Here is a 22,668-nt window from a genome sequence, read left to right on the forward strand (position 1 = left end):
CACATGAAGCACGAGTACGAGGCGAAGTTCCTGGCCGTCGACGCCGCCGGCCTCCAGGCCAAACTGACCGCCCTCGGAGCCGTCCAGGCGTTCCCCCGCACCCTCCTCACCCGCAAGATCTTCGAGAACGACTCCCTCGACGGCGGGGCCTGGATCCGCCTCCGGGACGAGGGCACCCGGTCGACGCTCACGCTCAAGCAGGTCACCGACGCCACCACGATCGACGGCACCAAGGAGATCGAGACCGAGGTGTCCGACCTGCACGCCATGGCCGACATCCTGCGCCGGGTCGGTCTCACCGAGGTGCGCTACCAGGAGAACTACCGCGAGGAGTGGCGCCTGGGCGAGGTCGCCTTCGACTTCGACACCTGGCCCGACCTCCCCACCTTCCTGGAGATCGAGGGGCCCGACGAGGCATCGGTCCGGCAGGCCGCCGCGCTGCTGGACCTCGACTACTCCGAAGCCCGCTTCGGCAGCGTCGACGAGATCTACAAGAGCGAGGCCGGCCGCGACATCCTCGCCGAGCCCACCCTCCTGTTCTCCGACGCCGAGAAGCAGGAGGACGCTTCCTCCGCTGTCCGCAGCCACTGACCAAGGAAGCGGACACGCCATGCTCACGGAAGCCGCATTACGGCACAGAGTGATCCCGGGGATCGCCGAGTTCGCACGCGGTGGACTACCCGCACCAGCGGCCACGGACGACGGCAACGAGTGGGTCGACGGGCCCTGCTGGCTCTACTGCGGACAGCGGTGGACTCGCGTCCTGTGGATCGGCCCCGCCCGTGTCGCGGGCGCCCAGGCACCGATGTACGCGTGCGGACCCTGCATCCGAGCGCTACAGGAACGGGTCTGGCAGTCCTTCCTCAGCAAGGACTGCCCAAGCCGCTCCACCCAGCCGAGCGAAGACTCTGTAGTGGGACAGCCGACGGCTGGCCGGAGGCCCGGCAAGCACCGGGGTCAAAGCAGGTTCCTCCGCAGAGGTTAGCTCCCGCCCTGGTCGCAGGCGCCCGCCGTCCCCCGCGGTGCGAGCGTCAGCGGCCAGGGCGGGTCACGGCGTTCGGGCCTTCCCCAAGACGAAGGCCCGAGCGCTTCCCTCTGCCTGCGGTGCCAACGACTCGGATCGGACAGAGCGGCGGCTCAGTCTGCGGAGAGCGCGAGGGATGACCGAGATCGTTGACGACGGCACGGGTGGTATGCCGACGGGCGGCTCCGACTCGCGGGAGGTGGGCAGGACTGCGCCCGATGTGCTGGGCGCGCCCCGCTGACACGCCGCATCGACGTCACCCGGGCCGTTACGGTCAGGACCATGGCCGCAGGGGAGCGTGTTGTCGTTGTCGGGGCTGGGGTGGCAGGGCTCACCACCGCCGTCGTTCTCTCCGAGGCCGGAGTCTCGGTGCATGTCATCGCCGAGGAGGTGCCGGGCGTCACCTCGCTGGCGGCCGGGGCGATGTGGGGTCCGTACCTGGTCGAGCCGAAGGACAAGGTCGACCGGTGGGGACAACGGTCGCTGGAGATCTTCCGTAGGCTCGCCGAGGATCCGGCCACGGGCGTCCGGCTCACCAGCGGCATCGAGGCATCCCGCACGGCCGAGGCGCCACCGGACTGGGCCACCACCCTGCCCGGCTTCCGGTCGTGCGGGCCGACTGAACTGCCGGCCGGATTCTCGGCCGGCTACCGGTTCACGGTGCCGTTGATCGACATGCCCACCTACCTCGGCTACCTCCTGCGTCGGCTTGATGCCGCTGGGGGATCAGTCGAGCGGCGCCGCCTGGCCTCGCTCTCGGACGCTGGTCCAGCCACCGTGATCGTCAACTGCACGGGCCTCGGTGCCAAGGATCTACTCCCGGACCCTGACCTTCGACCCATCCGCGGCCAGCACGTCGTCGTCACCAACCCAGGGCTGACCGAGTTCTTCTCCGAGGACACCGGCCTCTCGCCAGACCTGCTGTGCTTCTACCCCCACGGCGACACCGTCGTCCTGGGCGGCACGGCCATCGACGGAGAGGGTGGCCTAGCCCCCGACGACACGGCGGCGGCCAGCATCCTGGCACGCTGTGCCGAGGTCGAACCCCATCTTGCCGCAGCCCGCGTTCTGGAGCATCGGATCGGTGCCCGGCCCACGCGGGCCACGGTCCGGGTGGAGGCTGACCGGCGGGATGACCACGCCTTGGTCATACACAACTACGGGCACGGCGGCGCTGGCGTCACGCTGTCATGGGGTTGCGCGGAGGAGGCTCACAAGCTTCTGGCCGACAAGTGAAGCGGGGCGAGTCGGGGGCCATGTTCGTTGTCCTGTGAGGGGGCAAACGGGTCATCCTCGTCGTACGCGTCGGTGCCGAACGCCCCTGAGCACAGGCAGCTTTCCCTGCAGGCTGGGGCAGTCCGGCTGCCAGGATGAAGGGTATGACGACGATCAACGGTGAGGTAGCGCTCGGATTCGAACCGGTCCGCGAGGCGTTCGCAGCGAACTTCACCCAGCACGGGGACATCGGCGCGGCCGTGTGCGTCTACTGGCACGGTCGGCCGGTGGTAGACCTGTGGGGCGGCGTTGCCCATCCCGAGACCGGCCGTCCGTGGGCGCGGGACACCCTGCAGCTGGTCTACTCGGCGACCAAGGGAGCCACGGCGGCCGCCGCACACATGCTGGTCGAGCACGGCATGCTCGACCTTGACGTCCCGGTGGCGAAGTACTGGCCGGAGTTCGCGGCGAACGGCAAGGGGGACATCCCTGTCCGCTGGCTGCTGTCCCACCAGGCCGGCTTGGTCGCCCTCGATCAATCACTGCCGTTGGCCGCGGCACTGGCCTGGGACCCCATGGCAGCGGCGCTTGCGGCCCAGCGCCCACAGTGGGCCCCAGGCACCGCGCACGGGTATCACGGTCGCACCTGGGGCTGGCTGGTGGGTGAGGTGATCCGCCGCGCATCCGGTCGCTCGCCCGGCACCTTCTTCGCTGACGAGATCGCGGGTCCCCTCGGGCTGGACTTCTTCATCGGCCTGCCGGCGAGCGAACGCGACCGGGTAAGCCACATGGTGTACCGCCGACCTGCCGTCGACTTCACCACCGTGCCCGCCGTGGCCGTTCCCGAGGAGCTTCGCGAACAGGTCGCCGCATGGCGCGACCCGAACTCCTTCAGCAACCGAGCATTCGCGGTTACCGATCCAGCCGCGATCGACTTCGACTCCCCCGAGGTGCAGGCCGCAGAACTCCCGTCCTCCAACGGCATCGGCACCGCACGCGCACTCGCCCGCATGTACGCCGCGCTGATCGGTGAGGTCGACGGCGTGCGCCTGCTCGCCCCGGAAACCCTGGCATCGGCAACCGAAGAGCAGGCCAACGGGAAAGACGAGGTGATGGTGCTCCCGAGCCGATTCAGTGCCGGCTACATGCTGCCCACAGCGGGCAACCGCATGACCGGCCCGAACGCCTTCGGCCATACCGGCCGCGGCGGCTCACTCGCCTTCGCCGATCCCGAACACGGCATCGCCTTCGGGTACGTGATGAACCACATCATCAGCGGCTCCGACGGCGTGCGCGCTGCTGCGCTGGCAGACGCTGTGCGGAACTCGGTGGCATGAGCGATCGCCCTCGGGGCCGGAGGCGTCGCGCCGGCCCCAAGGGCGTGCAATGGCTCAGTCGAGGGTGATCAAGCGCTGCGCCAAGGCACGGACTTCGGGTGCAAGGCCCCCAAAGATGTCCCGGGTGACTTGAGTGTCGGGTCGGGCAGCGAGGCCCTGGACTTCGGTCCAGTTGTCGGCGATCAGCTGGAGAGCGTGCTGGGCCCGGTGGATGGCGTCCTGTCGGCGGGCGAGGAACTCTTCGGCGCTCTGCTGGGCCTCGTGCCATGTGATGTCGCCCTGTTCGGCGAGTTGGGCGAGGGGCAGGGCGGTGTTGCCGTCCGCGAGGCGGATGGTGTCGGCGTGGGTCACCTGTTGCCGGAGTCGTTCCTCTCCCTGTCGCTGGTCGAGTGCTGCCGTGGCGTCGTCGAGGGAGATGAGGCCCTCTGCGGCCTGTGCGGCGAGGTCGGGGGCCTGCTCGCGGAGTCGGTCGTGCTGGGCGAGGAAGGCAGCGGCCCGGTCCCTCTGCTCGCGGGCTGCGGTATAGGCGGCGTCGAGGCCGAGCGCGCCGACGCGGACTTGTTCGGCCAGGTTTGGGGCGTACTTGAGGATGGTGGCCGCGTTCGAGAGGCGGGTGAGGCTGAGGCCGTGTTGCTTGGCCTGGTCTCGCAGGGAGTGTCCCGAAAAGGAACGGGCCATGACGGTGATCATTGCCTGCTGGCCCTTGCTGATACTCCGGCGGACCAGATTGCTGGACATGATCAGCCTCATGGCATCGGTGCCGGCGTAGGTGGTGAAGCGGGGCTCGACTCCAGCGATTTCGCAGGCGGCGAGACGATTGCGGCCATCGAGGAGGACGCCGTCAGGGTCGAGAACGATGTCCTCGTGCTGACCCTCGGTCTTGATCGACTCGGCGAGGTCGAGCAGTTCGTCCTGGCTGAGCATCGGGAACATGCTGGCGGCGGGATGGATCTTCAGGGTGGTGTCCTTGTTGTCGACTGGTGTGGGGTCGGCACCCTGCCAGTGCGCTGGGGTGGCGTGTGGGCGTGTTTGCGGATTTTGGGTAGCTGTCATGGAGCTCTCTTCGGCTATCAGCGCTGTCGGTGGCGTTGATCGGCGGAGATCGTGGGTGCGGTGGTGGGCGGGGGATTTCGAGCCAGGTGTCCGCTGGGCGCCGGCGTCATGGTGGAGCGGCGGCGGGCGGCTTCGGCTCGGGGGTTGGGTGCGGGGTTGCGGCTGGTGTGCTGGATGCGGGTGATCAGGACGCGTGCGGGTTGGCGGGCAGTGGTGAGTTCGCGTTGGGCGGCGGCTTCCTTGAGGATCTGGTGGGGATTGTGGCCGCCGGCTTCGGCGTCGGCGAGCACCGTGGCGAGGGCGGGCCAGGCGGGGTCAGCGAGAATGCGGTCGGCGTGGTCGGGGATGGCGGCGCGGATGTCGAGGACGAGGGTCCGGCCGGCCTGCTCGCTCGGTTGACGGGTGGCGAGGCTGTCGAGAACGGGCGTGAGGGCGTGATCGGCTGCCACCTGAAGGTGGTGGAGGGTTTGGCGGGCGGCTTCGGTCTGCTGGGCGTGGTTCTTCGCCTCGTGCCAGCGAGCGGCGAGGACCGTAGCCCAAACAAGGGCGGCAAGCAGGGCGGCCAGGGCGCTGCCGTCGGGGCCGGTGGCGGTGTGCGCGATGTCGCGGGCCGCCTTGCGCAGGGTGTGGGCGGCCTGGTTCTCGGCCCGGATCTGGGAACGCTGAGCGCGGGCGAACGCCCGTGAGGCAGCTCGCAGTTCCGCCTGCAGGCGGACGGGGGCTTTCTGGGCGGTGACTTCGATGAGGTCGCCGAGCGCGGTGATGTGGGCCTGGGCGTGGGCGTCGTCGGCCATGCCGACCTGGAGGGTGTCGAGGGCGTCGGTTGCCCGGTGCCAGGGGGTGGCAGGTTGGTCGCGACGGGCGGTGGGGTGCTCCTCCGGCTCAGTGGTTTCGAGGCGGGCCTTGAGCTTGGGAAGGGTGAGGTCAGGGGCGATCCTCCCGCCGGGGTGGAAGATCTGTTCGCCGTCCTTGTTGAGATCGCCGGGACGGCCGGCGGCGTAGCCGAGGAGGTCTCCGGACGGTCCGCGGCGGGGTTTGATCGCGATGCCGTCGGCTTCGAGGTAAGCGAGGAGTTCTTCCGTGTTGCTGGCGTGGGGGATGGCGGCGCGGATGCGGTCCTGGAGCCAGTCGCGGCTCGTCTGCTCCCAGCCAAGGCGCTGGGCCTTGTGCATCTCGGCCTGGGTGGGCCGGCGGGCGGCGGTGCGGTCGCCCTTCTTCAACTGGCGTAGGCCGTAGTCGGTCTCGATCTGGCGGCAGGCGTCGCCGACGCGGATGCCGCTGTCGTGGAGCTTCGGGCGGCGGCCGTCTTCGCGGACGGTGGTGGCGAGGATGTGGATGTGATCGTCCGCGTGGCGTACGGCGATCCACCGGCAGCCGAGGTCGTCTCCGGGAGGGGCAATGCCTGCGGCTTCGACGATCCTCTGGGCGATGTCGGCCCACTCGGCATCGGAAAGGTGCCGGTCCTCGGGGGCTGCGCGGACGGGGCAGTGCCAGACGTGGTCGGTGATCTTCTTTTTGAACTCGCTGTTCCGGAGATGCACTGGCTCATCGAGGTGCTGGGCGAGCTGGGTGAGGGTGGCGTCGGGGTTGCGGCCGGGGTCGGGCATGCCGAGCATGGCGAAGCCCGTGACGATGTGTGGGTCGAGGTGTTCGTCGTGGCGACCGGGTCCGTAGAGGTAGGCGAGCAGGCCACGGGTGTTGGCTCCGGCCGGTTTGATGGCAGCGATCACGCGGCCTCGTCCTTCCTGGCGTCGGCGGGTTCACGTAGGGCTTCGGCGATCAGGTCCAGCAGGTGGTGCAGCTCGTCGAGACGGTCACGTACGTCGGGCGGGGTGAGGTCGCTGTTGAGGGCGCGGGCGATCTGGTTGACGTTGACGCCGATGCGGTTGAGTTCGCGCAGTACCTGGGCGCGGAACACGTGGGTGCGGCGGCGGTCTTCGGACAGCGGCAGGTTGGCGGTGAACCGGCCGGTGATGAAGGCGACGACGACATCGGCGGCGAAGCCGCCCTCACCCTTGTATCCGTGCTCGGCGGTGGCCTCCTCAAGCTGAGCGAGCTGACCGGTGGTGAAGCGCAGAGGGCCGATACGCTCCGTGCGTTTGTCTCCGGTGAATCGGCGGATAGTCGGCTGGACGCTGTGCACGGGAGGCTCGGTGGCACGGACGGGGCGCAGAATCTCGTGCTGTACGGCGTGGAGCGTGTCCGGGTCGAGGCCGCCCTCGGCTCCGGCCTCCTCGCCCGGCGCCCCCTGGCGCTGGGCCGTCTCCGCCACCCCCGGGGCGGAGATCCCCGAAGACCGGCCTTGAGTCGGACTCGGGGTACTACTGGCTCCGCCAGGAGCCGTCCGTCCGAACGCCCGCCGCAGACGTCCCAGCAGCGTCGGGGAATGCGACGACACAGGTGGCTCAGGGTGGGTGTCTTCAGGCAGATGCTGGTCGTGCGTCAAGGGAAATGCTCCAGGTACGGCTGGGTAGGCGGGGCGGAGATGCCTGCCCGGCTGGGTCGTCGTGTTGTCCACAGGTGTGGAAATCTGCGGGGCGGCGGGCCGGAGCTTGGGTGACCGGAAGGGTTCCGGTCACCCAAGCAGGGCGCTGTCAGCGCCTGGAAACCTCGATCCCGGCGGCTTCGAGTTCCGGCCGAAGCAGTTCCATCACCTCGGTCTGCCGCTCACTGCCGATCGTCAGGTCTCGGTCTTTCACCGCCGCTCGGAGCAGGCCGCGCGTGAGTTTGCCGTGCTGGTGACCGGTGGCCCGGCCGATATCCGCCAGCTCCGCGATGGTCGCTTTCGCCGGACGGCCACCGCTCGGTTTGCCCTCCGGAACCTGTGACGCGGGTTCCGTCCGCTCACCACCGGAGGCTTGTGAACCGTCGGGAGCGGCGTCTGGCAGGTGGCTGTGGCTGAGGTCGCCGACCGCCTGTTCCTGCGTCTGTACGGAACCGGTGTCCGGGGAGTCGCCGGACGGTGCGACGAGCTGGTGGATCTGTCGCATCAGGACACCGAAGGCGACCATCGCGGCGGCCGGAGGGACGGCGGCGACCACGTAGTCGAGGAACGGGACGGTGCGTGCGTCGCCCGTACCGCTGACCCCGGCGACGTTCAGCGCTATGGAGCCGACCGAACCGACGGCGGTCACGGCGATCGCCCACGGGTCAGTAACGCGGCGCAGCGCTGCGCGCAGCATGAGCAGTTCGCCCGCGACGATGAACGCGTCCAGGGTGGCGGGCCAGGCCCAGCGGCGAATGGGCGACGCTCCGAGCCCGTGCTGGCCGGCGACGTCAGCCAGGTGCGCATAGGAGAGCCAGAACGCTCCGGCAGTCAGGGCGACGATGACGATGCCGGCGGCGCCGAGCGCGAACTGCTCGGCGTCAGCCTTCCTATTCGGTCGCCCTTCGCTGGGGACGTCATCGTGCGGCTTTGGGGCTTGCGTGAGGGGCGGAGTGGTCAAGCGGGAGGCTCCTGGGGATAGTGGTGTGCGGCGTCTTTGCCGTCTCGGCCGTTGCACGTGCAGGTCAGCGCGGGACGGCAGCGCTCCTGAGGTGCCGTCTCGGCGAGTGCTGGCGTCTTGTCCCGGGTCGGGACAGGTGTGCGGCGTCCTTGTCCCGACTCGGGACAAGGACGCGGCGCCTTCGGGGCGGGCCTTGCTTGGGTCGGTGTGTCCCTTGAAGGGACGGCTGCGCAGCGCCGTCCGTCCCAGTACGCAGGGCTGTGAGCTGCGGCGATACGGCATGGACGCTTGGGACGTGGCAAGACGGATTTCGGCAGCGTCTCCGGCGGGCAACACGCCGGGAGACGCTTGCGTTGCCGTCTTGCCCCTGGCTGGCGTCTTGCTGGTGTGCTGCCTGACCTGCGAGATCACGGCAGGGACGGCAAGTACGGCAACCAGGAGGTGGGGGTCAGCCTTCGCCGCGCGCAGGGTCGGCGTCGAGGGAGTGGACGGTAGGGCAGTACCGCCGCCAAGCGTCGAGGAACTTGTTGCGCATGTAGCCCTTGCGCTGTGTCCGGTCGGCCATGCGCACATTGCCGGGCCGGATGTCGAAGTCGCGCAGCATCCTGCTGAGTTCCCGGGAGGTCAGGCCGTCGCGCCCTCGCTCCCCCCACGGGGCTTCGGGGTCTCGGTTCAGGTGGTGGAGAAGTTCCTCGGTGGACAGGCTGTCCACCTCACGCTGAGCGAAGAACACCCTGCGGATGTCGGCGAGGATGCGCGCACCACTGGGGTGATCCTCTTCCGCGGCCACTTCGGCGGCGACCATCCGCGCGCAGGCGATCCGCGCCACCCGGGGCCAGCGACCGCCTGCCAGATCGGCGACGATCACCAGGGGCTCCCATGTGTCGGCAGCGCGGTCTTCGACCGGCATGTCCGGCTCCAGGTTCGCGGCTTCCTCCAGCAGCGGCCTGGCCAGTGCGTGGATGCGGTCTCGTAGCTCGTGCAGGGCCGGGATGTCCCGGCGGGAGCGGAAGGGCTTGACCTTCTCGCCCTCGGCTCGGCGCCGCATGCGGATGACCACCGACCGGTCCATGACCGTGTCCGGCAGGTCCCCGATTCCCGCGATGGCCGCCATCGCGAAGGTGGCGAACTTGTGCGGGGTGTGGTCATTGCCGACGACCCGGGTGACGTACCGGCCGCGCTGATGGCCGGCGTTGAGCAGACCGCGCGTCTCCTCGTTCTTCTCTGCGACCTTGGGGCCGAAGATGGTGTCGGCCTCGTCCACCAGCAACGTCGGCGGCTCGTCCTCGCTGATCGAGCGGAAGATGGCCGCCGGCGTGGTGTTGATGGTGAGCATGGGCTCGTGGACCGTCTCGGTCAGCACGTCCAGCAACCGCGACTTGCCGCAGCGCTTCGCCGGCCCCACCACCGCCAGCCGCGGGGCGTGCTGCCACGCCGGCTGGAGATGTGTCGCTGCCACCCACAGAGTGATCGCGTCCAGTGCCTCCGACGAGGGCGGGATCACGAACCGGGCTATCTGCGAGCGCAGCTCGTCCAGCAGCTTCGAGCCGGCCGTCGGCTCCGCGTCGGGGATGGCCTCCAAGCCGATTGCCGGGTCCGCTTCGTTGGCGCTGTCATCGGCCGTACCGTCGCTCGGGTCCACCGTGGCAGTGTTGGCCCGCTCGGGACTCAGGTGGGCGCCAGGCCGGCCGGGGATGGCTGTGGCGGGCCAGGCCGCTCGTGCGGGGGCGGAATAGGACTCGGGGTTCTCGGGTTGCACTGGGCGGCTCCTCGTCTGGCGGTTTCGGGTTTGCACACCCCTGCCGCCGGGTCGGTTCTCACGGGATTGCTGGGGAGTCTTGGGGCCTCCGGCGTTGCACCGTCGGAGGCTCCTCCTCTTCTCGCGGGCCTCTCGGCGCCGCGAGCGACCACGGACAGTACGTCCACGCCGTGCCACAGTCCAGCGTTTCTGTGTCAGCTCAGCGCAGAACCATCTGCTACGCGTCAGGCGCTTCACGCTGCCAGCCCCAGCAGAGCCAACAAGTCTGCGGTCACCACCCGGTAGGCGTTTCCGAGACGGAGCACCTTGCACGGGTACTGGCCGCGCTTGGCGAGCTCGTACCCCTTGCTCCGCCCCAGCCCCAGCGCCCGGTTGCCCGTCTCCAGGTCAACGGCCGCAGGAAGCTCAAGGAGCTCATCGCGGCTCATCCCTTTCACCCGGCCGGCCTCTTCGTTCTCGCGCATGCGCGCTCCATCCATGACTGAGCCCACGGCGAACGCGCCCATCGCGCCCGTCTCCAGGTCTTGGAATCAACGCTAAGCGAGCTACTGTGTCTAAATGACACAGCGCCGTAGCGATCCTGGATTCAAGAAGGCCGACGACGAGGACGACGTCCCGGAGTGGGTGGATCAGGTCATGGCCACCGTGGCCGCCGAAGTCCGCAGACGACGGAAGGAACTAGGTTGGAGTGCGCAGGACTTGGCCGACAAGTGCGACGAGATCGGCCACCCGATCCCCCGCAACGTCATCGCCAACATGGAGTCCGGACGCCGCTCCAACCTGCCCTTGGTCGACGTCATCGTCCTGGCCGAAGCGCTGAACACCCCGCCCATCTGCCTCGTCTACCCGGTCGGCTACGTCGACGACGTGCAGCGACTCCCGCTTCAGCACCCCACCACTTCGCTGGACGCGCTGCGCCGCTTCACCGGGGAGGAGACCGACCTCGGCACGGACGACGACATGCTCCGCTACTTCCGCGCCCACCACGCTGCCCAGGAGCGACTACGGAAGGCGCGCCACGACGGGGACCACGCGCGCTACCACGCCGAGACCGCGCCGAACGCCGACCGTAAGGCCGAGGCCCTCCGCTCTCAGGCCCGTGCCGCCGAGACGGCCGACGACGCCGCCAGCAGCTTGCGCAGAATCCGCGCCTTCATCCGGCAAGAGGGCGTCACGCCCCCGTCCTTGTGGCCCGATGTGGCCACCGCGATCGACTCATCCGAGAGCGATCCCGATACCACCGAGGAGAATGATCTTTGAAGGGCTCCACCTACCGCCGCTGCTCCTGCCGCGACCCGAAGACCGGCAAGGAACTCGGCACCTCCTGCCCCAAGCGCAACAGCAGGAACCACTGCACCTACTCCGTACGCCAGGAGCTCTCGCCCCGCGAGGACGGCAGCCGGCGCTCCTTCGCCCGGGGCGGGTACGGCAGCCTAAAGGCCGCCCAGGCCGACCTCGACCACGTGCGGGCCCTCCTCGGGCTGGCCGAGTCGGACGACCCCGAGGGCACCGAGCTCATCGCCGAGATGCTGGCCGAGGTCAGCCGCGAGCGGTCGCCTCTGCCCGAGGTCGAGGAGACGAGGCGGCGTCTCAACTCCGGCCAGGACCTCATCGGCAGCCTGACCGTGGCCGAGTGGCTCGACCGGTGGCTGGCCGGCAAGCGCATACGCAAGTCAGGTCTCAACCGCTACGAGACCGACATCCGCGTGCACCTGAAGCCTCGCATCGGAAACCGGCGCCTGGACCGGCTCCGCGTGAGCCACCTCAGCGAGATGTTCACCGACATCCGCGACGCCAACGCCCAGATCCTGGAGGACAATGCTCAACGGCGCGCTGCACTCGACGAGCTGGCGACCATACCGTGGAAGGGCGGGGAGAATCGCGCCCGCCGGAAGACGATGAAGACCGCGATCGATGAGATGCCGCCCTTCCGCCGCGTCACCGGCCCCGCCACGCGCCAGCACGTCAAGGCCACCCTCCGCGCGGCCCTGAACGACGCGATCGGGCAGCAGATCATCACCTTCAACCCCGCCGCCCACGTCGAGATCGATCCCGTGCGCAAGCCGAAGGCGCTCGTGTGGACGGACGAGCGGGGCGCCAAGTGGGAGCAAACGGGCGAGAAGCCGTCGCCGGTGATGGTCTGGACGCCGCAGCAGACAGGAGCGTTCCTCGACTTCGTCGCCGAAGACCGGCTGTACGCGATGTGGCACCTGATCGCCTTCCGTGGCCTTCGCCGTGGCGAGGCGTGCGGGCAGCCGTGGTCGGAGACGAACCTCGACACCCACGCCTTGACCGTCTCCTCCCAACTAGTGCAGGACGGCTGGGAGGTAGAGGCGTCCGACCCCAAGACGGACAGCGGGCATCGCGTGGTCGCGCTCGACGACGACACCGTCGACGTCCTGAAGCGGCACCGTCAGCGGCAGGACGCCGACCGCCAGGAGTGGGGCACCGCCTGGGTCGAGACGGGGAACGTCTTCACCCAGGAGGACGGGTCCTGGCTCCACCCGGGCAAGGTGACCGATCTTTTCGAGCGTCTCGTCGCCGCATCCGGACTTCCGCCGATCCGTCTGCACGACCTCCGCCACGGCGCTGCCACCCTCATGCTCGCCGCTGACATCGACATCAAGATCGTGTCGGACACCCTCGGTCACAGTGATACCCGGATCACTCGGGACATCTACCAGAGCGTCCTGCCCCAGGTCGGCAGGAGCGCCGCCGAGGCGACCGCGAAGCTGGTCCCTCTTCAGCGGAAAGCCGAGGCCGAGAAGGCGGCACGCAAAGCCGAGAAGAAGGAGAAGGCCAAGAAGGCTGCGGCCAAGAACGCCGGCAAGGCCAAGGGCGGCAAGCCGAAGACCAAGGCGAACGCCCCAGCCAATGGCGCCACGAAGGCCAAGCGCGGCAAGTCCCAGAAGTAGGTTCCCGGGCGGCTCCGCTCACGCATCGCTCACGCAAGCCATCTCGCCGCAACCCGGCCGCGTGACGCGTCATGCCCCGAGCAACACAAAAGGCCAGGTCACGGCCTATGTGACCTGGCCTTTGCCGGAGCCGCCTTCGGGATTCGAACCCGAGACCTACGCATTACGAGTGCGTTGCTCTGGCCATCTGAGCTAAGGCGGCGTGTGCTGGGCACCATGGTGCGATCAGCAACGTCGGTAAGTCTACACAGTTTCCGGGGGTGCTTCGTACCCGCCCCGGAGGCCAGGGTTCCGGGGCGGGTGGGGTGGGTGAGGGGGCGCTACGAGCAGCGTTTGCCGTCCTCGGGGGCGGTGCCGCGGAGCAGGTACGTGTCGATCGCGGTGTCGATGCAGGTGCTGCCGCGGCCGTACGCGGTGTGGCCGTCGCCCTCGTAGGTGAGGAGGCGGCCGGAGGAGAGCTGGTCGGCCAGGGCCTCGGCCCAGCGGTAGGGGGTGGCCGGGTCGCGGGTGGTGCCGACCACGACGATCGGGGTGGCGCCGGCGGCCTCGATGCGGTGCGGCTCGCCCGAGGCCCGCACCGGCCAGTACGCGCAGTTCAGGGAGGACCAGGCCAGGCCCTCGCCGAAGACGGGGGACGCCTTCTCGAAGTCGGGGAGGGCGTCGCGGACCTCGTCGGGCGAGGAGAAGGCCGCGGGGAGGTCGAGGCAGTTCACGGCGGCGTTCGCGAACATCAGGTTGCTGTAGCCGCCGTCGGCCTCGCGCTCGTAGTAGCTGTCGGACAGGACCAGCAGGCCGGCGCCGTCGTTCTCCTTCATCGCCGAGGTCAGCGACTCGCGCAGCTGCTGCCAGGCGCCCTCGTCGTACATCGCCGCGATCACGCCGGTGGTGGCCAGGGACTCGGTGAGCTTGCGGCCGTCCGCGTCGCCGGTGGGGATCGGCTTGGCGTCCAGGTCGTCGAAGAACGCCTTCAGGTTCTTGCCGACCTGGCCGGGGGTGGTGCCCCGGTCGCCGAGCGGGCAGTCGGCGCGGCGTACGCAGTCCTTCGCGAAGGACTGGAAGGCGGTCTCGAAGCCCGCCGTCTGTTCCAGGTTCAGCCGGCGAGCGGGCAGGGACGGGTCCATCGCGCCGTCCAGGACCAGCCGACCGGCCCGGTCCGGGAAGAGTCCGGCGTACGTCGCCCCGAGGAACGTGCCGTACGAGGCTCCGACATAGGTCAGCTTGTCGTCGCCCAGCACCCCGCGCAGGACGTCCATGTCGCGGGCGGCCTCGACCGTCGAGACGTGGCGCAGCAGCTTCGGCGCGTCCGCCCCGCAGCCCTCGGCGAACTCCTTGTACGCGTCGACCAGCTCGTCCGTCTCGCCCTGGTCGTCCGGGGTGACGTCGGTCCGTGTGTACGCGTCCATCTCGCGGCCGTCCAGGCACTCGATGGGCTCGCTGCGGGCCACGCCGCGCGGATCGACCGCCACCATGTCGTACTGGGCGCGGACCTTCTCCGGGTAGCCGATGCCCGCGTACTGCTGGAGGTAGCCGATGGCCGAGCCGCCCGGTCCGCCCGGGTTGACCAGGAGCGAGCCGAGCCGCTTGCCGGGGCCGGTGGCCTTCTTGCGGGCCACGGCGAGGCGGACGTCGCCCTCGGCCGGTCTCGCGTAGTCGAGCGGGGCCTTCATGGTGGCGCACTGGAAGCCGGGGACACCGCAGTCGCGCCAGCCGAGCTTCTGCTCGTAGTACGGCGACAGCTCGGCGGGCGTGGCCTTCGGCAGCGGGGCCAGGGACGCCGTCGCCGCCTCCGTCGCGCCTGCCGCCTCCGCCGCCGAACCGGCGGACGTCGACGCGCCCCCCGCCGAGCAGGCGGTGGCGAGCAGCGCGGCGGCGAGGAGCGTGGCTCGGATCCGGGTGGTGCCGATGCGGGTCCTGCGGTGAGTGCGCCTTGTGTGCATTCAGCGAGCGTAACTCTCCGCGACGACACTGATGCGGTGCGTGGTTCGCGTGCCTCGTTCGTGTTACCCCGTCAACCGGATGCGGCACCGGGACGGAAGGCGGCTCAGCCCGCTCTGAGCGCCATCGTCATCGCCTCCACCGCCAGCAGCGGCGGCACATTGCGGTCCAGGGCCTCACCGCAGGCGGCGATCGCCTCGATGCGGCGGAGGGTCGCTTCGGGTGAGCTGCCGTGGGCCAGCCGGTCCAGGGCGTCCTGCGCGTCGGCGTTGGCGATCGCCACGCGGGAGCCGAGCTGGAGGGCGAGGACGTCGCGGTAGAAGGCGGTGAGGTCGGTCAGGGCGAGGTCGAGGCTGTTGCGTTGCGTACGCGTTCTGCGGCGTTTCTGGTCGGCCTCCAGGTCCTTGATCACGCCTGCCGTGCCGCGTGGCATTCGGCCGCCCTGGGCCGCGCCCAGCGCCGCCTTCAGCTCCTCGGTCTCCTTGGTCTCGGTCTCGTCGGCGAGCTGCTTGGCGTCCTCCGCCGCCGCGTCGACCAGCTCCTGGGCCGCCCGAAGCGCGCCGCCGACATCCTCGACCCGCAGCGGCATCCTCAGCACGGCGGTCCGGCGCTCCCGGGCGGCCGGGTCGGTGGCCAGGCGGCGGGCGTGATCGACGTGGCCCTGGGTGGCGCGGGCCGCCGCGGCGGCGACGTCCGGCTCGATGCCCTCCCGGCGTACGAGCATGTCGGCGACGGCGTCCACCGACGGTGTGCGCAGATTCAGGTGGCGGCAGCGGGAACGGATGGTGGGCAGGACGTCCTCGATGGACGGGGCGCACAGCATCCAGACGGTCCGCGGGGCGGGCTCCTCGACGGCCTTGAGGACGGCGTTGGCCGACTTCTCGTTCAGCCGCTCGGCGTCCTCGACCAGGATGATCTGCCAGCGGCCGTTGGCCGGCGAGGTGAACGACTTGCGGACCGTGTCCCGCATGTCCCGCACCAGGATCTCGGCGCCCACCGCGCTCACCGTGCTGACGTCCGCGTGGGTGCCGAGGAGCGCCGTGTGGCAGCCGTCGCAGAAGCCGCAGCCGGGGACGCCCCCGAGGGCGCGGTCGGGGCTCACGCACTGGAGCGCGGCGGCGAAGGCCCGCGCCGTCTGGGTCACTCCCGAGCCGGGCGGGCCGGTGAACAGCCAGGCGTGCGTCATGCTCGACGCCTCCGGCAGCGGGCCCGCGGCCGCGGCGGCGGTGACGAAGGCGTCGGCGTCCCGGGCAGCGGTGGTGAGCTGCTCGCTCACCCTCTCCTGCCCGACGAGGTCGTCCCACACAGTCATGGGTCACGCCGTCCTTCCGTCACGCTCCGCCGTCGCACCGCGCCGCACCTGTCCGCGTCGCGCCTTCCATTGTGCGGGGCGGCACTGACAACGAGGCCGGGCCCCGCGACCGAGGGGCCCGGGGCCCGGTGCTCAGCGGCGCCCCCGGCCCTTGCCCCGGCGGCCACCGTCGACACCGCGGCCGTCCCGGCCCTCGTCGCCCCGGCCGTCCTCGTCGTCGCGCGGCCCGAGCAGTTCGTCCGCCAGGGTCGGCAGGTCGTCGAGCGGCGTCTCCTCGGCCCAGTCGGAGCGGCGTCGGCGGGGCGGTGCCTGGTCAGGGTCGATCTGAGGCAGCTCGCGCGTACGGTCCCGTGCGTCGGCCTCCCGGGTGCGGTCGGCGGCACCGTCGCCGGGGCCGTCCTCCCGGAAGTAGCCCGGCGGGACCCGGTCGGCGGGGTCGTCGTCGCGTACCGGCGGCAGCACCGCCGTCTCGTCCGCGGCGCCCGGCGTCACCGGCGGCAGGACCGCCGTCTCGTCGACGTCCCGCGGCTCCACGGCCGGCAGCACCGTCGTCTCGTCCGCCGAACCGGCCGGCTCGGGCGGCTTGGGCAGCTCGGTCGTCACCTCGGACTCGGACTCCCGGGACCCGGACGCCCCGGCTGCTCCGGAAGCCCCATCGGCCCGGGATCCGTCCCCGGATCCGTCCTCGGTGTCGCCGTCCCGCGTGTCCCGCACCGGCCGCAGGACGGCCGTGTCCTCCACGGGGCCGCCGGAGGCGTTCGTCGGGGTCACCACCGGCGTCGGCACCGTCGCCGCGTCCGTGGGGGCCGCGGTCCGCTTGGGCCGGGGCGCGTCCGCAGCGGGCGGCGCCGACGTCTTCGGGCCCGCGGATGCGGCGGCTGCCGCCGCCTCCGCCGCCCGGCGCGCCTCCTCCGCCCGCAGCAGGGCCTCCTCGGCCTTGCGCTGCTTCTCCAGCCGCCGGGCCTCGGCCTCGGCGTGCAGCCGGGCCTCCTCCTCGGCCTGCTTGCGGCGGCGCTCCTCCTCGGCCCGCAGCCGCGCCTCCTCCTCGGCGCGTGCCTTCTCCTCGGCGAGGAGCCGTACCCGCTCCTCCTCGGCCTTCCGGCTCGCTTCCTCGGCCCGGAGCCGGGCCTCCTCCGCCTGCCGCTCGGCCTCGCGCCGCTGCGCCTCCTCCAGCTCGCGCCGCTTGCGCTCCTCCTCCTCGGCGCGCAGCCGCTCCAGCTGTTCGAGGCGCTCGCGCTCCAGGCGCTCCTCCTCGGCCTTGCGCGCGGCCTCTTCCTCGGCCTTGCGGCGGGCCTCCTCCTCGGCCTTGCGGCGCGCCTCCTCCCGGGCCTTGATCTCGGCCTCGGACAGCGGCAGCACCTGGTCGAGCCGGTGGCGTACGACGGTGCCGACGGCCTCGGGCTCCTGGCCCGCGTCGACGACGAGGTACCGCCCGGGGTCGGCGGCGGCCAGGGTGAGGAAGCCGGAGCGCACGCGCGCGTGGAACTCGGCGGGCTCCGACTCCAGCCGGTCGGGCGCCTCGGTGAACCGCTCGCGCGCGGTCTCCGGGGAGACGTCCAGCAGGACGGTCAGGTGCGGTACGAGCCCGTTGGTGGCCCAGCGGTTGATGCGGGCGATCTCGGTCGGCGACAGGTCGCGGCCCGCGCCCTGGTAGGCGACCGACGAGTCGATGTACCGGTCGGAGATGACCACGGCGCCGCGCTCCAGCGCGGGCCGGACCACGGTGTCGACGTGCTCCGCGCGGTCGGCGGCGTACAGCAGCGCCTCCGCGCGGTGCGACAGACCGGCGCTGGAGACGTCCAGCAGGATGGAGCGCAGGCGCTTGCCCACCGGGGTCGCCCCCGGCTCGCGCGTGAGCACGACTTCGTGCCCCTTGCCCCGGATCCACTCGGCGAGTGCCTCGGCCTGGGTGGACTTCCCGGCGCCGTCGCCGCCCTCCAGGGCGATGAAGAAGCCGCCCGTCGCGGGCGTCGGCACCGGGTCGTCGCCGCCGAGCAGCGCGTCCCGCAGGTCGTGCCGCAGCGGTACGCCGGACCGGTCGTCGACCTTGGCCAGCACCAGCGCGGCCACCGGCAGCAGCAGCGCGCCGACCAGCATCAGGACGAACGCGGCGCCGCCGTGCGCGAAGACGAATTTGCCGCTCTCCAGGCGGTGCGGGCCGATCGCCGCGGCGACCACGGGCGCGACGACCGCGCCGAGGGCCACGCAGACCCGGACGACCGCGTGCAGGTGCTCGGTCGTGCGGGCCCTACGGCCGTCCTCGGTCTCCTGGTCGAGCAGCGCGTGCCCGGTGTTCGCGGTCACGCCCGCGCCGACACCGGCCAGCACGAGGAGCAGCAGCACGGTGGTGTCATCCGGGACGAGCCCGGCGGCCAGCAGGGCGACGCCGGCGAAGGCGATCGCCAGCGCGAGCAGGCGGCGGCGCGACAGGGAGGGCAGCAGGGCCGGGGCCGTACGGATGCCGACGACGACGCCGCCGGTGAGCGCGCCCACCATCAGCCCGTACAGCACGGGGCCGCCGCCCAGGTCCTTGGCGTGCAGCACCGCCACGGCGACCACGGCGGCCACGACGGCGGCGACGGCCGCGCAGGCGAAGACCAGCAGGGGCAGGACGCCGGTGCGGCCCTTGTCGACGCCGGTGCCGCTCTTGGGACGGCGCAGGCCCTCCAGCGGCGACCGCGCGCGGGGGGTGCGGACGCCGGGCAGCTCCAGGAAGGTCACCACGGACAGGGACGCGGCGAAGAGACCGGCCGCGACGTACGAGGCGAGCGCCGCCTGGTGCTCGGCGAACCAGTCGATGCCGGCGCCCAGCAGGTTGTTCACCAGTGCCGCGACGACCAGTACGGCGCCGGCGAGGGGGATCGCGACGAAGCCCGTACGCAGCGACAGGCGGCGCAGCGTGTCCATGTGGTCGGGCAGCGGCCGTACGGTCGCGCCCTCCAGGGGCGGCACCGGCAGCAGCGCGGGGGCCGCGCTCTCGCGGCACACCGTCCAGAAGCGCTCGGCGACACCGGTGACGAATGCGGTCACCAGGAGGACGGCCAGGGCGTCGTCCGGCGTCCAGTCGATCCACAGGGGGGCGACGATCAGCAGGGCGGCCCGCAGCCCGTCGGCGCCGACCATGGTCCAGCGGCGGTCGAGCGGACCGTCCTGCGAAGTGAGTGAGGTGAGGGGCCCGAGCAGGACGGCGCCGAAGAGCAGCGTCGCCAGGATGCGGACGCCGAAGACGGTCGCCACCGCGAACGCCACGCCCCGGTAGCCGCCGCCGAACGAGCCCGCGCCGATCGCCGCCTGGACGGCGAGGAGGACCAGCACCAGCAGGGCGAGGATGTCGCCGACACCCCCCACGAGCTGTGCGCTCCACAAACGCCGCAGCTGCGGCCGGCGCAGCAGGGCGCGGACGGCGCGCTCGCGGGAGTCCGCGACCAGGGCGTCGTCCGGGGCGGGGTGAGGGGCCGTTGGTTGCTCGGCTCGCGTCATGCGTTCAGCCTATCGGTCGCCGCCGACAGTCCGGCATGCCCGGCGGCACGTACGAACGCCCCGGCATCCGAATGATGCCGGGGCGTTCGTTTTGCGAAGGGTGCTCTGTCGATCCGCTCTCGGATCTGAGCCGGGCTCAGTCCTCCGACGCCCGCGAGGCGGTCGCCTTCTTGGTGACCGTCTTCTTCGCGGTGCTCTTGGCGGCGGTGGTCTTCTTGGCGGCCGTGGTCTTCGCCGCGGCCGTCTTCTTGGTCGCCGCCGCCTTCTTGGCCGGAGCCTTCTTGGCGGCCGTCTTCTTGGTGGCCTTCTTCGCCGTCTTCTTGGCGGGCCCCTTGGCACGCTTCTCGGCGAGCAGCTCGTAGCCGCGCTCCGGCGTGATCTCCTCGACGCTGTCGCCGGAGCGCAGGGTCGCGTTGGTCTCGCCGTCGGTGACGTACGCGCCGAAGCGACCGTCCTTGACCACGACCGGCTTCTCGCTGACCGGGTCGGTGCCCAGCTCCTTCAGCGGCGGCTTGGCCGCGGCCCGGCCACGCTGCTTGGGCTGGGCGTAGATCGCCAGCGCCTCCTCCAGCGTGATCGTGAAGAGCTGCTCCTCGGCCTGGAGGGACCGCGAGTCGGTGCCCTTCTTCAGGTAGGGCCCGTAGCGGCCGTTCTGCGCGGTGATCTCGACGCCCTCGGCGTCGGCACCGACCACACGCGGCAGCGACATGAGCTTCAGGGCGTCGTCCAGGGTGACGGTGTCCAGCGCCATCGACTTGAACAGCGAGGCCGTCCGCGGCTTCACGGCGTTCTTGCCGGTCTTCGGGGTGCCCTCGGGGAGCACCTCGGTGACGTACGGGCCGTAGCGGCCGTCCTTGGCGACGATGGTGTGGCCGGTGGCCGGGTCGGCGCCCAGCTCGAAGTCGCCGCTCGGCTTGGCGAGCAGTTCCTCCGACAGCTCGACGGACAGCTCGTCCGGTGCCAGGTCCTCGGGGACGTCGGCGCGCTGGTGGTTCTCGGAGTCCTTCTCGCCGCGCTCGATGTAGGGGCCGTAGCGCCCGACGCGCAGCACGATGTCGTTGCCGACGGGGAAGGACGACACCTCGCGCGCGTCGATCGCGCCGAGGTCGGTGACCAGTTCCTTGAGGCCGCCGAGGTGGTCGCCGTCGCCGTTGCCGGCCTCCGCCGCCCCGCCGTGGCCGGTGCCTTCACCGAAGTAGAAGCGCCGCAGCCACGGCACCGCCTGCGCCTCGCCGCGCGCGATGGCGTCGAGGTCGTCCTCCATCTTGGCGGTGAAGTCGTAGTCGACGAGCCGCCCGAAGTGCTTCTCCAGGAGGTTGACCACGGCGAAGGAGAGGAAGGACGGGACGAGTGCCGTGCCCTTCTTGAAGACGTAGCCGCGGTCCAGGATGGTGCCGATGATCGACGCGTACGTCGACGGGCGGCCGATCTCGCGCTCTTCCAGCTCCTTGACCAGCGACGCCTCGGTGTAGCGGGCCGGGGGCTTGGTGGCGTGGCCGTCGACCGTGATCTCCTCGGCCGTCAGCGCGTCGCCCTGGGCGACCTGCGGCAGGCGGCGCTCGCGGTCGTCCAGCTCGGCGTTCGGGTCGTCGGCGCCCTCGACGTAGGCCTTGAGGAAGCCGTGGAAGGTGATGGTCTTGCCGGAGGCGCTGAACTCGACGTCCCGGCCGTCGGAGGCCGCGCCGCCGATCTTCACGGTGACGCTGTTGCCGGTCGCGTCCTTCATCTGGGAGGCGACGGTCCGCTTCCAGATCAGCTCGTAGAGCTTGAACTGGTCGCCGGTCAGCCCGGTCTCGGCGGGCGTGCGGAAACGATCACCCGACGGGCGGATCGCCTCGTGCGCCTCCTGGGCGTTCTTGACCTTGCCGGCGTACGTCCGCGGCTGCGCGGGCAGGTAGTCGGCGCCGTACAGCTGCGTGACCTGGGCGCGGGCGGCGCTGACGGCCGTGTCGCTCAGGGTCGTCGAGTCCGTACGCATGTAGGTGATGTAGCCGTTCTCGTACAGCTTCTGGGCGATCTGCATGGTCGCCTTGGCGCCGAAGCCGAGCTTGCGGCTCGCCTCCTGCTGGAGCGTCGTCGTACGGAACGGGGCGTACGGCGAGCGGCGGTACGGCTTGGACTCGACCGAGCGGACGGCGAAGCGCGTGTTCTCCAGGGCGGCGGCGAGCGCGCGGGCGTTCGCCTCGTCGAGGTGGAGGGTGTTGGCGCCCTTGAGCTGTCCCAGGGAGTCGAAGTCGCGGCCCTGCGCGACACGCCGGCCGTCGACCGTCTGGAGGCGGGCGACCAGCGACGACGGGTCGGAGGCGTCGCCCGCGCGGCCGGTGGCGAAGGTGCCGGTGAGGTCCCAGTACTCGGCGGAGCGGAACGCGATGCGCTCGCGTTCCCGCTCGACGACGAGGCGGGTGGCGACGGACTGGACGCGGCCCGCCGACAGCTTCGGCATGACCTTCTTCCACAGGACCGGCGAGACCTCGTAGCCGTAGAGGCGGTCGAGGATGCGGCGGGTCTCCTGGGCGTCGACGAGCTTCTGGTTGAGCTGGCGCGGGTTGGCCACGGCGGCCCGGATCGCGTCCTTGGTGATCTCGTGGAACACCATGCGCTTGACGGGGATCTTCGGCTTGAGGACTTCCTGGAGGTGCCAGGCGATGGCCTCGCCCTCGCGGTCCTCATCGGTGGCGAGGAAGAGCTCGTCGGAGTCCTTCAGCAGGTCCTTGAGCTTCCTGACCTGTGCCTTTTTGTCGGCGTTGACCACATAGATCGGCTGGAAGTCGTGTTCGACGTCCACACCGAGGCGGCGGACCTCGCCGGTGTACTTCTCGGGCACCTCGGCGGCGCCGCTGGGAAGGTCGCGAATGTGCCCGACGCTCGCCTCGACGACGTAGCCAGGGCCGAGATAGCCCTTGATCGTCTTCGCCTTGGCAGGCGACTCGACGATGACGAGTCGGCGGCCGCCGTTCGCGGTCTCGCTGGTCGGGGACAACTTCGCTCTTCTCTCCGGTCGACGCTGGGCCTCCCCGGGCCGTGGTCCCCGGGGTCGGGTCGTACTGCGTTTCGGTCGTGACGCTGCGGAGTGTGACGGTACCTCCCGCCCCCGTGTCAAACGGGAAAAGCCCGCAACGGCCACTCGAACGGTAACCCGACGAACCCTGTTCCTGCCGCCCGGAGTGGTCACCGGCCCTGATCCGGGTATCC

15 protein-coding genes and 1 tRNA gene are annotated in these 22,668 nt (G+C 70.9%); 5 read left to right on the top strand and 11 right to left on the bottom strand.

Annotated features, from left to right (window positions below; all coding sequences use genetic code 11):
• Window positions 1-3 precede the first annotated feature (3 nt).
• The 3 genes from ACFC1X_RS34210 (at window position 4) to ACFC1X_RS34220 (ending at window position 3,576) form a co-directional block, all read left to right on the top strand.
• Complete coding sequence (locus ACFC1X_RS34210; protein ID WP_376361568.1) at window positions 4-591, top strand: class IV adenylate cyclase; 588 nt, start codon at window positions 4-6, stop codon at window positions 589-591.
• 715 nt (window positions 592-1,306) lie between these two features.
• On the top strand, window positions 1,307-2,260 hold the full coding sequence (locus tag ACFC1X_RS34215; protein ID WP_376361571.1) for an FAD-dependent oxidoreductase: 954 nt from the start codon (window positions 1,307-1,309) through the stop codon (window positions 2,258-2,260).
• Window positions 2,261-2,403: 143 nt separating this feature from the next.
• Entirely contained in the window at window positions 2,404-3,576 is a 1,173-nt protein-coding gene (locus tag ACFC1X_RS34220) for a serine hydrolase domain-containing protein (RefSeq protein WP_376361574.1), read from the top strand.
• Between the two features lie 54 nt (window positions 3,577-3,630).
• Here ACFC1X_RS34220 and ACFC1X_RS34225 read toward each other — a convergent pair whose 3' ends face one another.
• From ACFC1X_RS34225 to ACFC1X_RS34250, 6 genes are all read right to left on the bottom strand, one after another.
• Window positions 3,631-4,629: a ParB/RepB/Spo0J family partition protein gene (locus ACFC1X_RS34225; protein WP_376361576.1), complete on the bottom strand. Its 999-nt coding sequence runs from the start codon at window positions 4,627-4,629 to the stop codon at window positions 3,631-3,633.
• A gap of 17 nt (window positions 4,630-4,646) precedes the next feature.
• Window positions 4,647-6,359: a relaxase/mobilization nuclease domain-containing protein gene (locus ACFC1X_RS34230; protein WP_376361578.1), complete on the bottom strand. Its 1,713-nt coding sequence runs from the start codon at window positions 6,357-6,359 to the stop codon at window positions 4,647-4,649.
• Window positions 6,356-6,901: a MobC family plasmid mobilization relaxosome protein gene (locus ACFC1X_RS34235; RefSeq protein ID WP_376361581.1), complete on the bottom strand. Its 546-nt coding sequence runs from the start codon at window positions 6,899-6,901 to the stop codon at window positions 6,356-6,358. Before ACFC1X_RS34235 ends, ACFC1X_RS34230 begins: the two co-directional genes overlap by 4 nt.
• Before the next feature lie 322 nt (window positions 6,902-7,223).
• On the bottom strand, window positions 7,224-8,075 hold the full coding sequence (locus tag ACFC1X_RS34240) for a DUF2637 domain-containing protein (RefSeq protein ID WP_376361584.1): 852 nt from the start codon (window positions 8,073-8,075) through the stop codon (window positions 7,224-7,226).
• 448 nt (window positions 8,076-8,523) lie between these two features.
• Window positions 8,524-9,834 carry a DUF3631 domain-containing protein gene (locus ACFC1X_RS34245; RefSeq protein ID WP_376361587.1) on the bottom strand — a complete coding sequence of 437 codons (1,311 nt, stop codon included), beginning with the start codon at window positions 9,832-9,834 and terminating at the stop codon, window positions 8,524-8,526.
• 233 nt (window positions 9,835-10,067) lie between these two features.
• Entirely contained in the window at window positions 10,068-10,298 is a 231-nt protein-coding gene (locus ACFC1X_RS34250) for a hypothetical protein (protein ID WP_376361590.1), read from the bottom strand.
• Between the two features lie 94 nt (window positions 10,299-10,392).
• Between ACFC1X_RS34250 and ACFC1X_RS34255 the strand changes: the two genes are divergently transcribed.
• Together ACFC1X_RS34255 and ACFC1X_RS34260 are read left to right on the top strand one after the other, a co-directional pair.
• A complete protein-coding gene (locus ACFC1X_RS34255) occupies window positions 10,393-11,094 on the top strand; it encodes a helix-turn-helix domain-containing protein (RefSeq protein ID WP_376361593.1) in 702 nt (233 codons plus the stop codon).
• Window positions 11,091-12,749, top strand: a complete 1,659-nt coding sequence (locus tag ACFC1X_RS34260) for a tyrosine-type recombinase/integrase (RefSeq protein WP_376361596.1) — start codon at window positions 11,091-11,093, stop codon at window positions 12,747-12,749. The genes ACFC1X_RS34255 and ACFC1X_RS34260 overlap by 4 nt, the downstream gene beginning before the upstream one ends.
• A 128-nt stretch (window positions 12,750-12,877) precedes the next feature.
• Here the strand turns inward: ACFC1X_RS34260 and ACFC1X_RS34265 are convergent.
• The 5 genes from ACFC1X_RS34265 to topA all read right to left on the bottom strand — a co-directional run bounded on the left by ACFC1X_RS34265 (window position 12,878) and on the right by topA (window position 22,456).
• Window positions 12,878-12,951: transfer RNA gene (locus ACFC1X_RS34265), tRNA-Thr, on the bottom strand.
• A gap of 118 nt (window positions 12,952-13,069) precedes the next feature.
• Window positions 13,070-14,686: an alpha/beta hydrolase gene (locus tag ACFC1X_RS34270; RefSeq protein ID WP_376361599.1), complete on the bottom strand. Its 1,617-nt coding sequence runs from the start codon at window positions 14,684-14,686 to the stop codon at window positions 13,070-13,072.
• Between the two features lie 104 nt (window positions 14,687-14,790).
• Window positions 14,791-15,996, bottom strand: a complete 1,206-nt coding sequence (locus tag ACFC1X_RS34275; protein WP_376361601.1) for a DNA polymerase III subunit delta' — start codon at window positions 15,994-15,996, stop codon at window positions 14,791-14,793.
• Window positions 15,997-16,128: 132 nt separating this feature from the next.
• Window positions 16,129-19,476 (bottom strand): dTMP kinase, encoded by a 3,348-nt coding sequence (gene tmk / locus ACFC1X_RS34280; protein ID WP_376361604.1) that lies wholly within the window; start codon window positions 19,474-19,476, stop codon window positions 16,129-16,131.
• Between the two features lie 136 nt (window positions 19,477-19,612).
• Window positions 19,613-22,456, bottom strand: a complete 2,844-nt coding sequence (gene topA, locus ACFC1X_RS34285) for a type I DNA topoisomerase (RefSeq protein ID WP_376361607.1) — start codon at window positions 22,454-22,456, stop codon at window positions 19,613-19,615.
• Window positions 22,457-22,668: the final 212 nt, after the last annotated feature.

The sequence above is a fragment of the Streptomyces sp. NPDC056128 genome, assembly GCF_042263835.1.
In the GTDB taxonomy this organism is placed as follows: domain Bacteria; phylum Actinomycetota; class Actinomycetes; order Streptomycetales; family Streptomycetaceae; genus Streptomyces.

What these genes read in the sequence shown, in the direction of transcription:
- ACFC1X_RS34210 (WP_376361568.1), top strand. Translation starts at nt 4, where the DNA reads ATGAAGCACGAGTACGAGGCGAAGTTCCTGGCCGTCGACGCCGCCGGC.
- ACFC1X_RS34215 (WP_376361571.1), top strand. Translation starts at nt 1,307, where the DNA reads ATGGCCGCAGGGGAGCGTGTTGTCGTTGTCGGGGCTGGGGTGGCAGGG.
- ACFC1X_RS34220 (WP_376361574.1), top strand. Translation starts at nt 2,404, where the DNA reads ATGACGACGATCAACGGTGAGGTAGCGCTCGGATTCGAACCGGTCCGC.
- ACFC1X_RS34225 (WP_376361576.1), bottom strand. Translation starts at nt 4,629, where the DNA reads ATGACAGCTACCCAAAATCCGCAAACACGCCCACACGCCACCCCAGCG.
- ACFC1X_RS34250 (WP_376361590.1), bottom strand. Translation starts at nt 10,298, where the DNA reads ATGCGCGAGAACGAAGAGGCCGGCCGGGTGAAAGGGATGAGCCGCGAT.
- ACFC1X_RS34255 (WP_376361593.1), top strand. Translation starts at nt 10,393, where the DNA reads ATGACACAGCGCCGTAGCGATCCTGGATTCAAGAAGGCCGACGACGAG.
- ACFC1X_RS34270 (WP_376361599.1), bottom strand. Translation starts at nt 14,686, where the DNA reads ATGCACACAAGGCGCACTCACCGCAGGACCCGCATCGGCACCACCCGG.
- ACFC1X_RS34275 (WP_376361601.1), bottom strand. Translation starts at nt 15,996, where the DNA reads ATGACTGTGTGGGACGACCTCGTCGGGCAGGAGAGGGTGAGCGAGCAG.
- tmk (WP_376361604.1), bottom strand. Translation starts at nt 19,476, where the DNA reads ATGACGCGAGCCGAGCAACCAACGGCCCCTCACCCCGCCCCGGACGAC.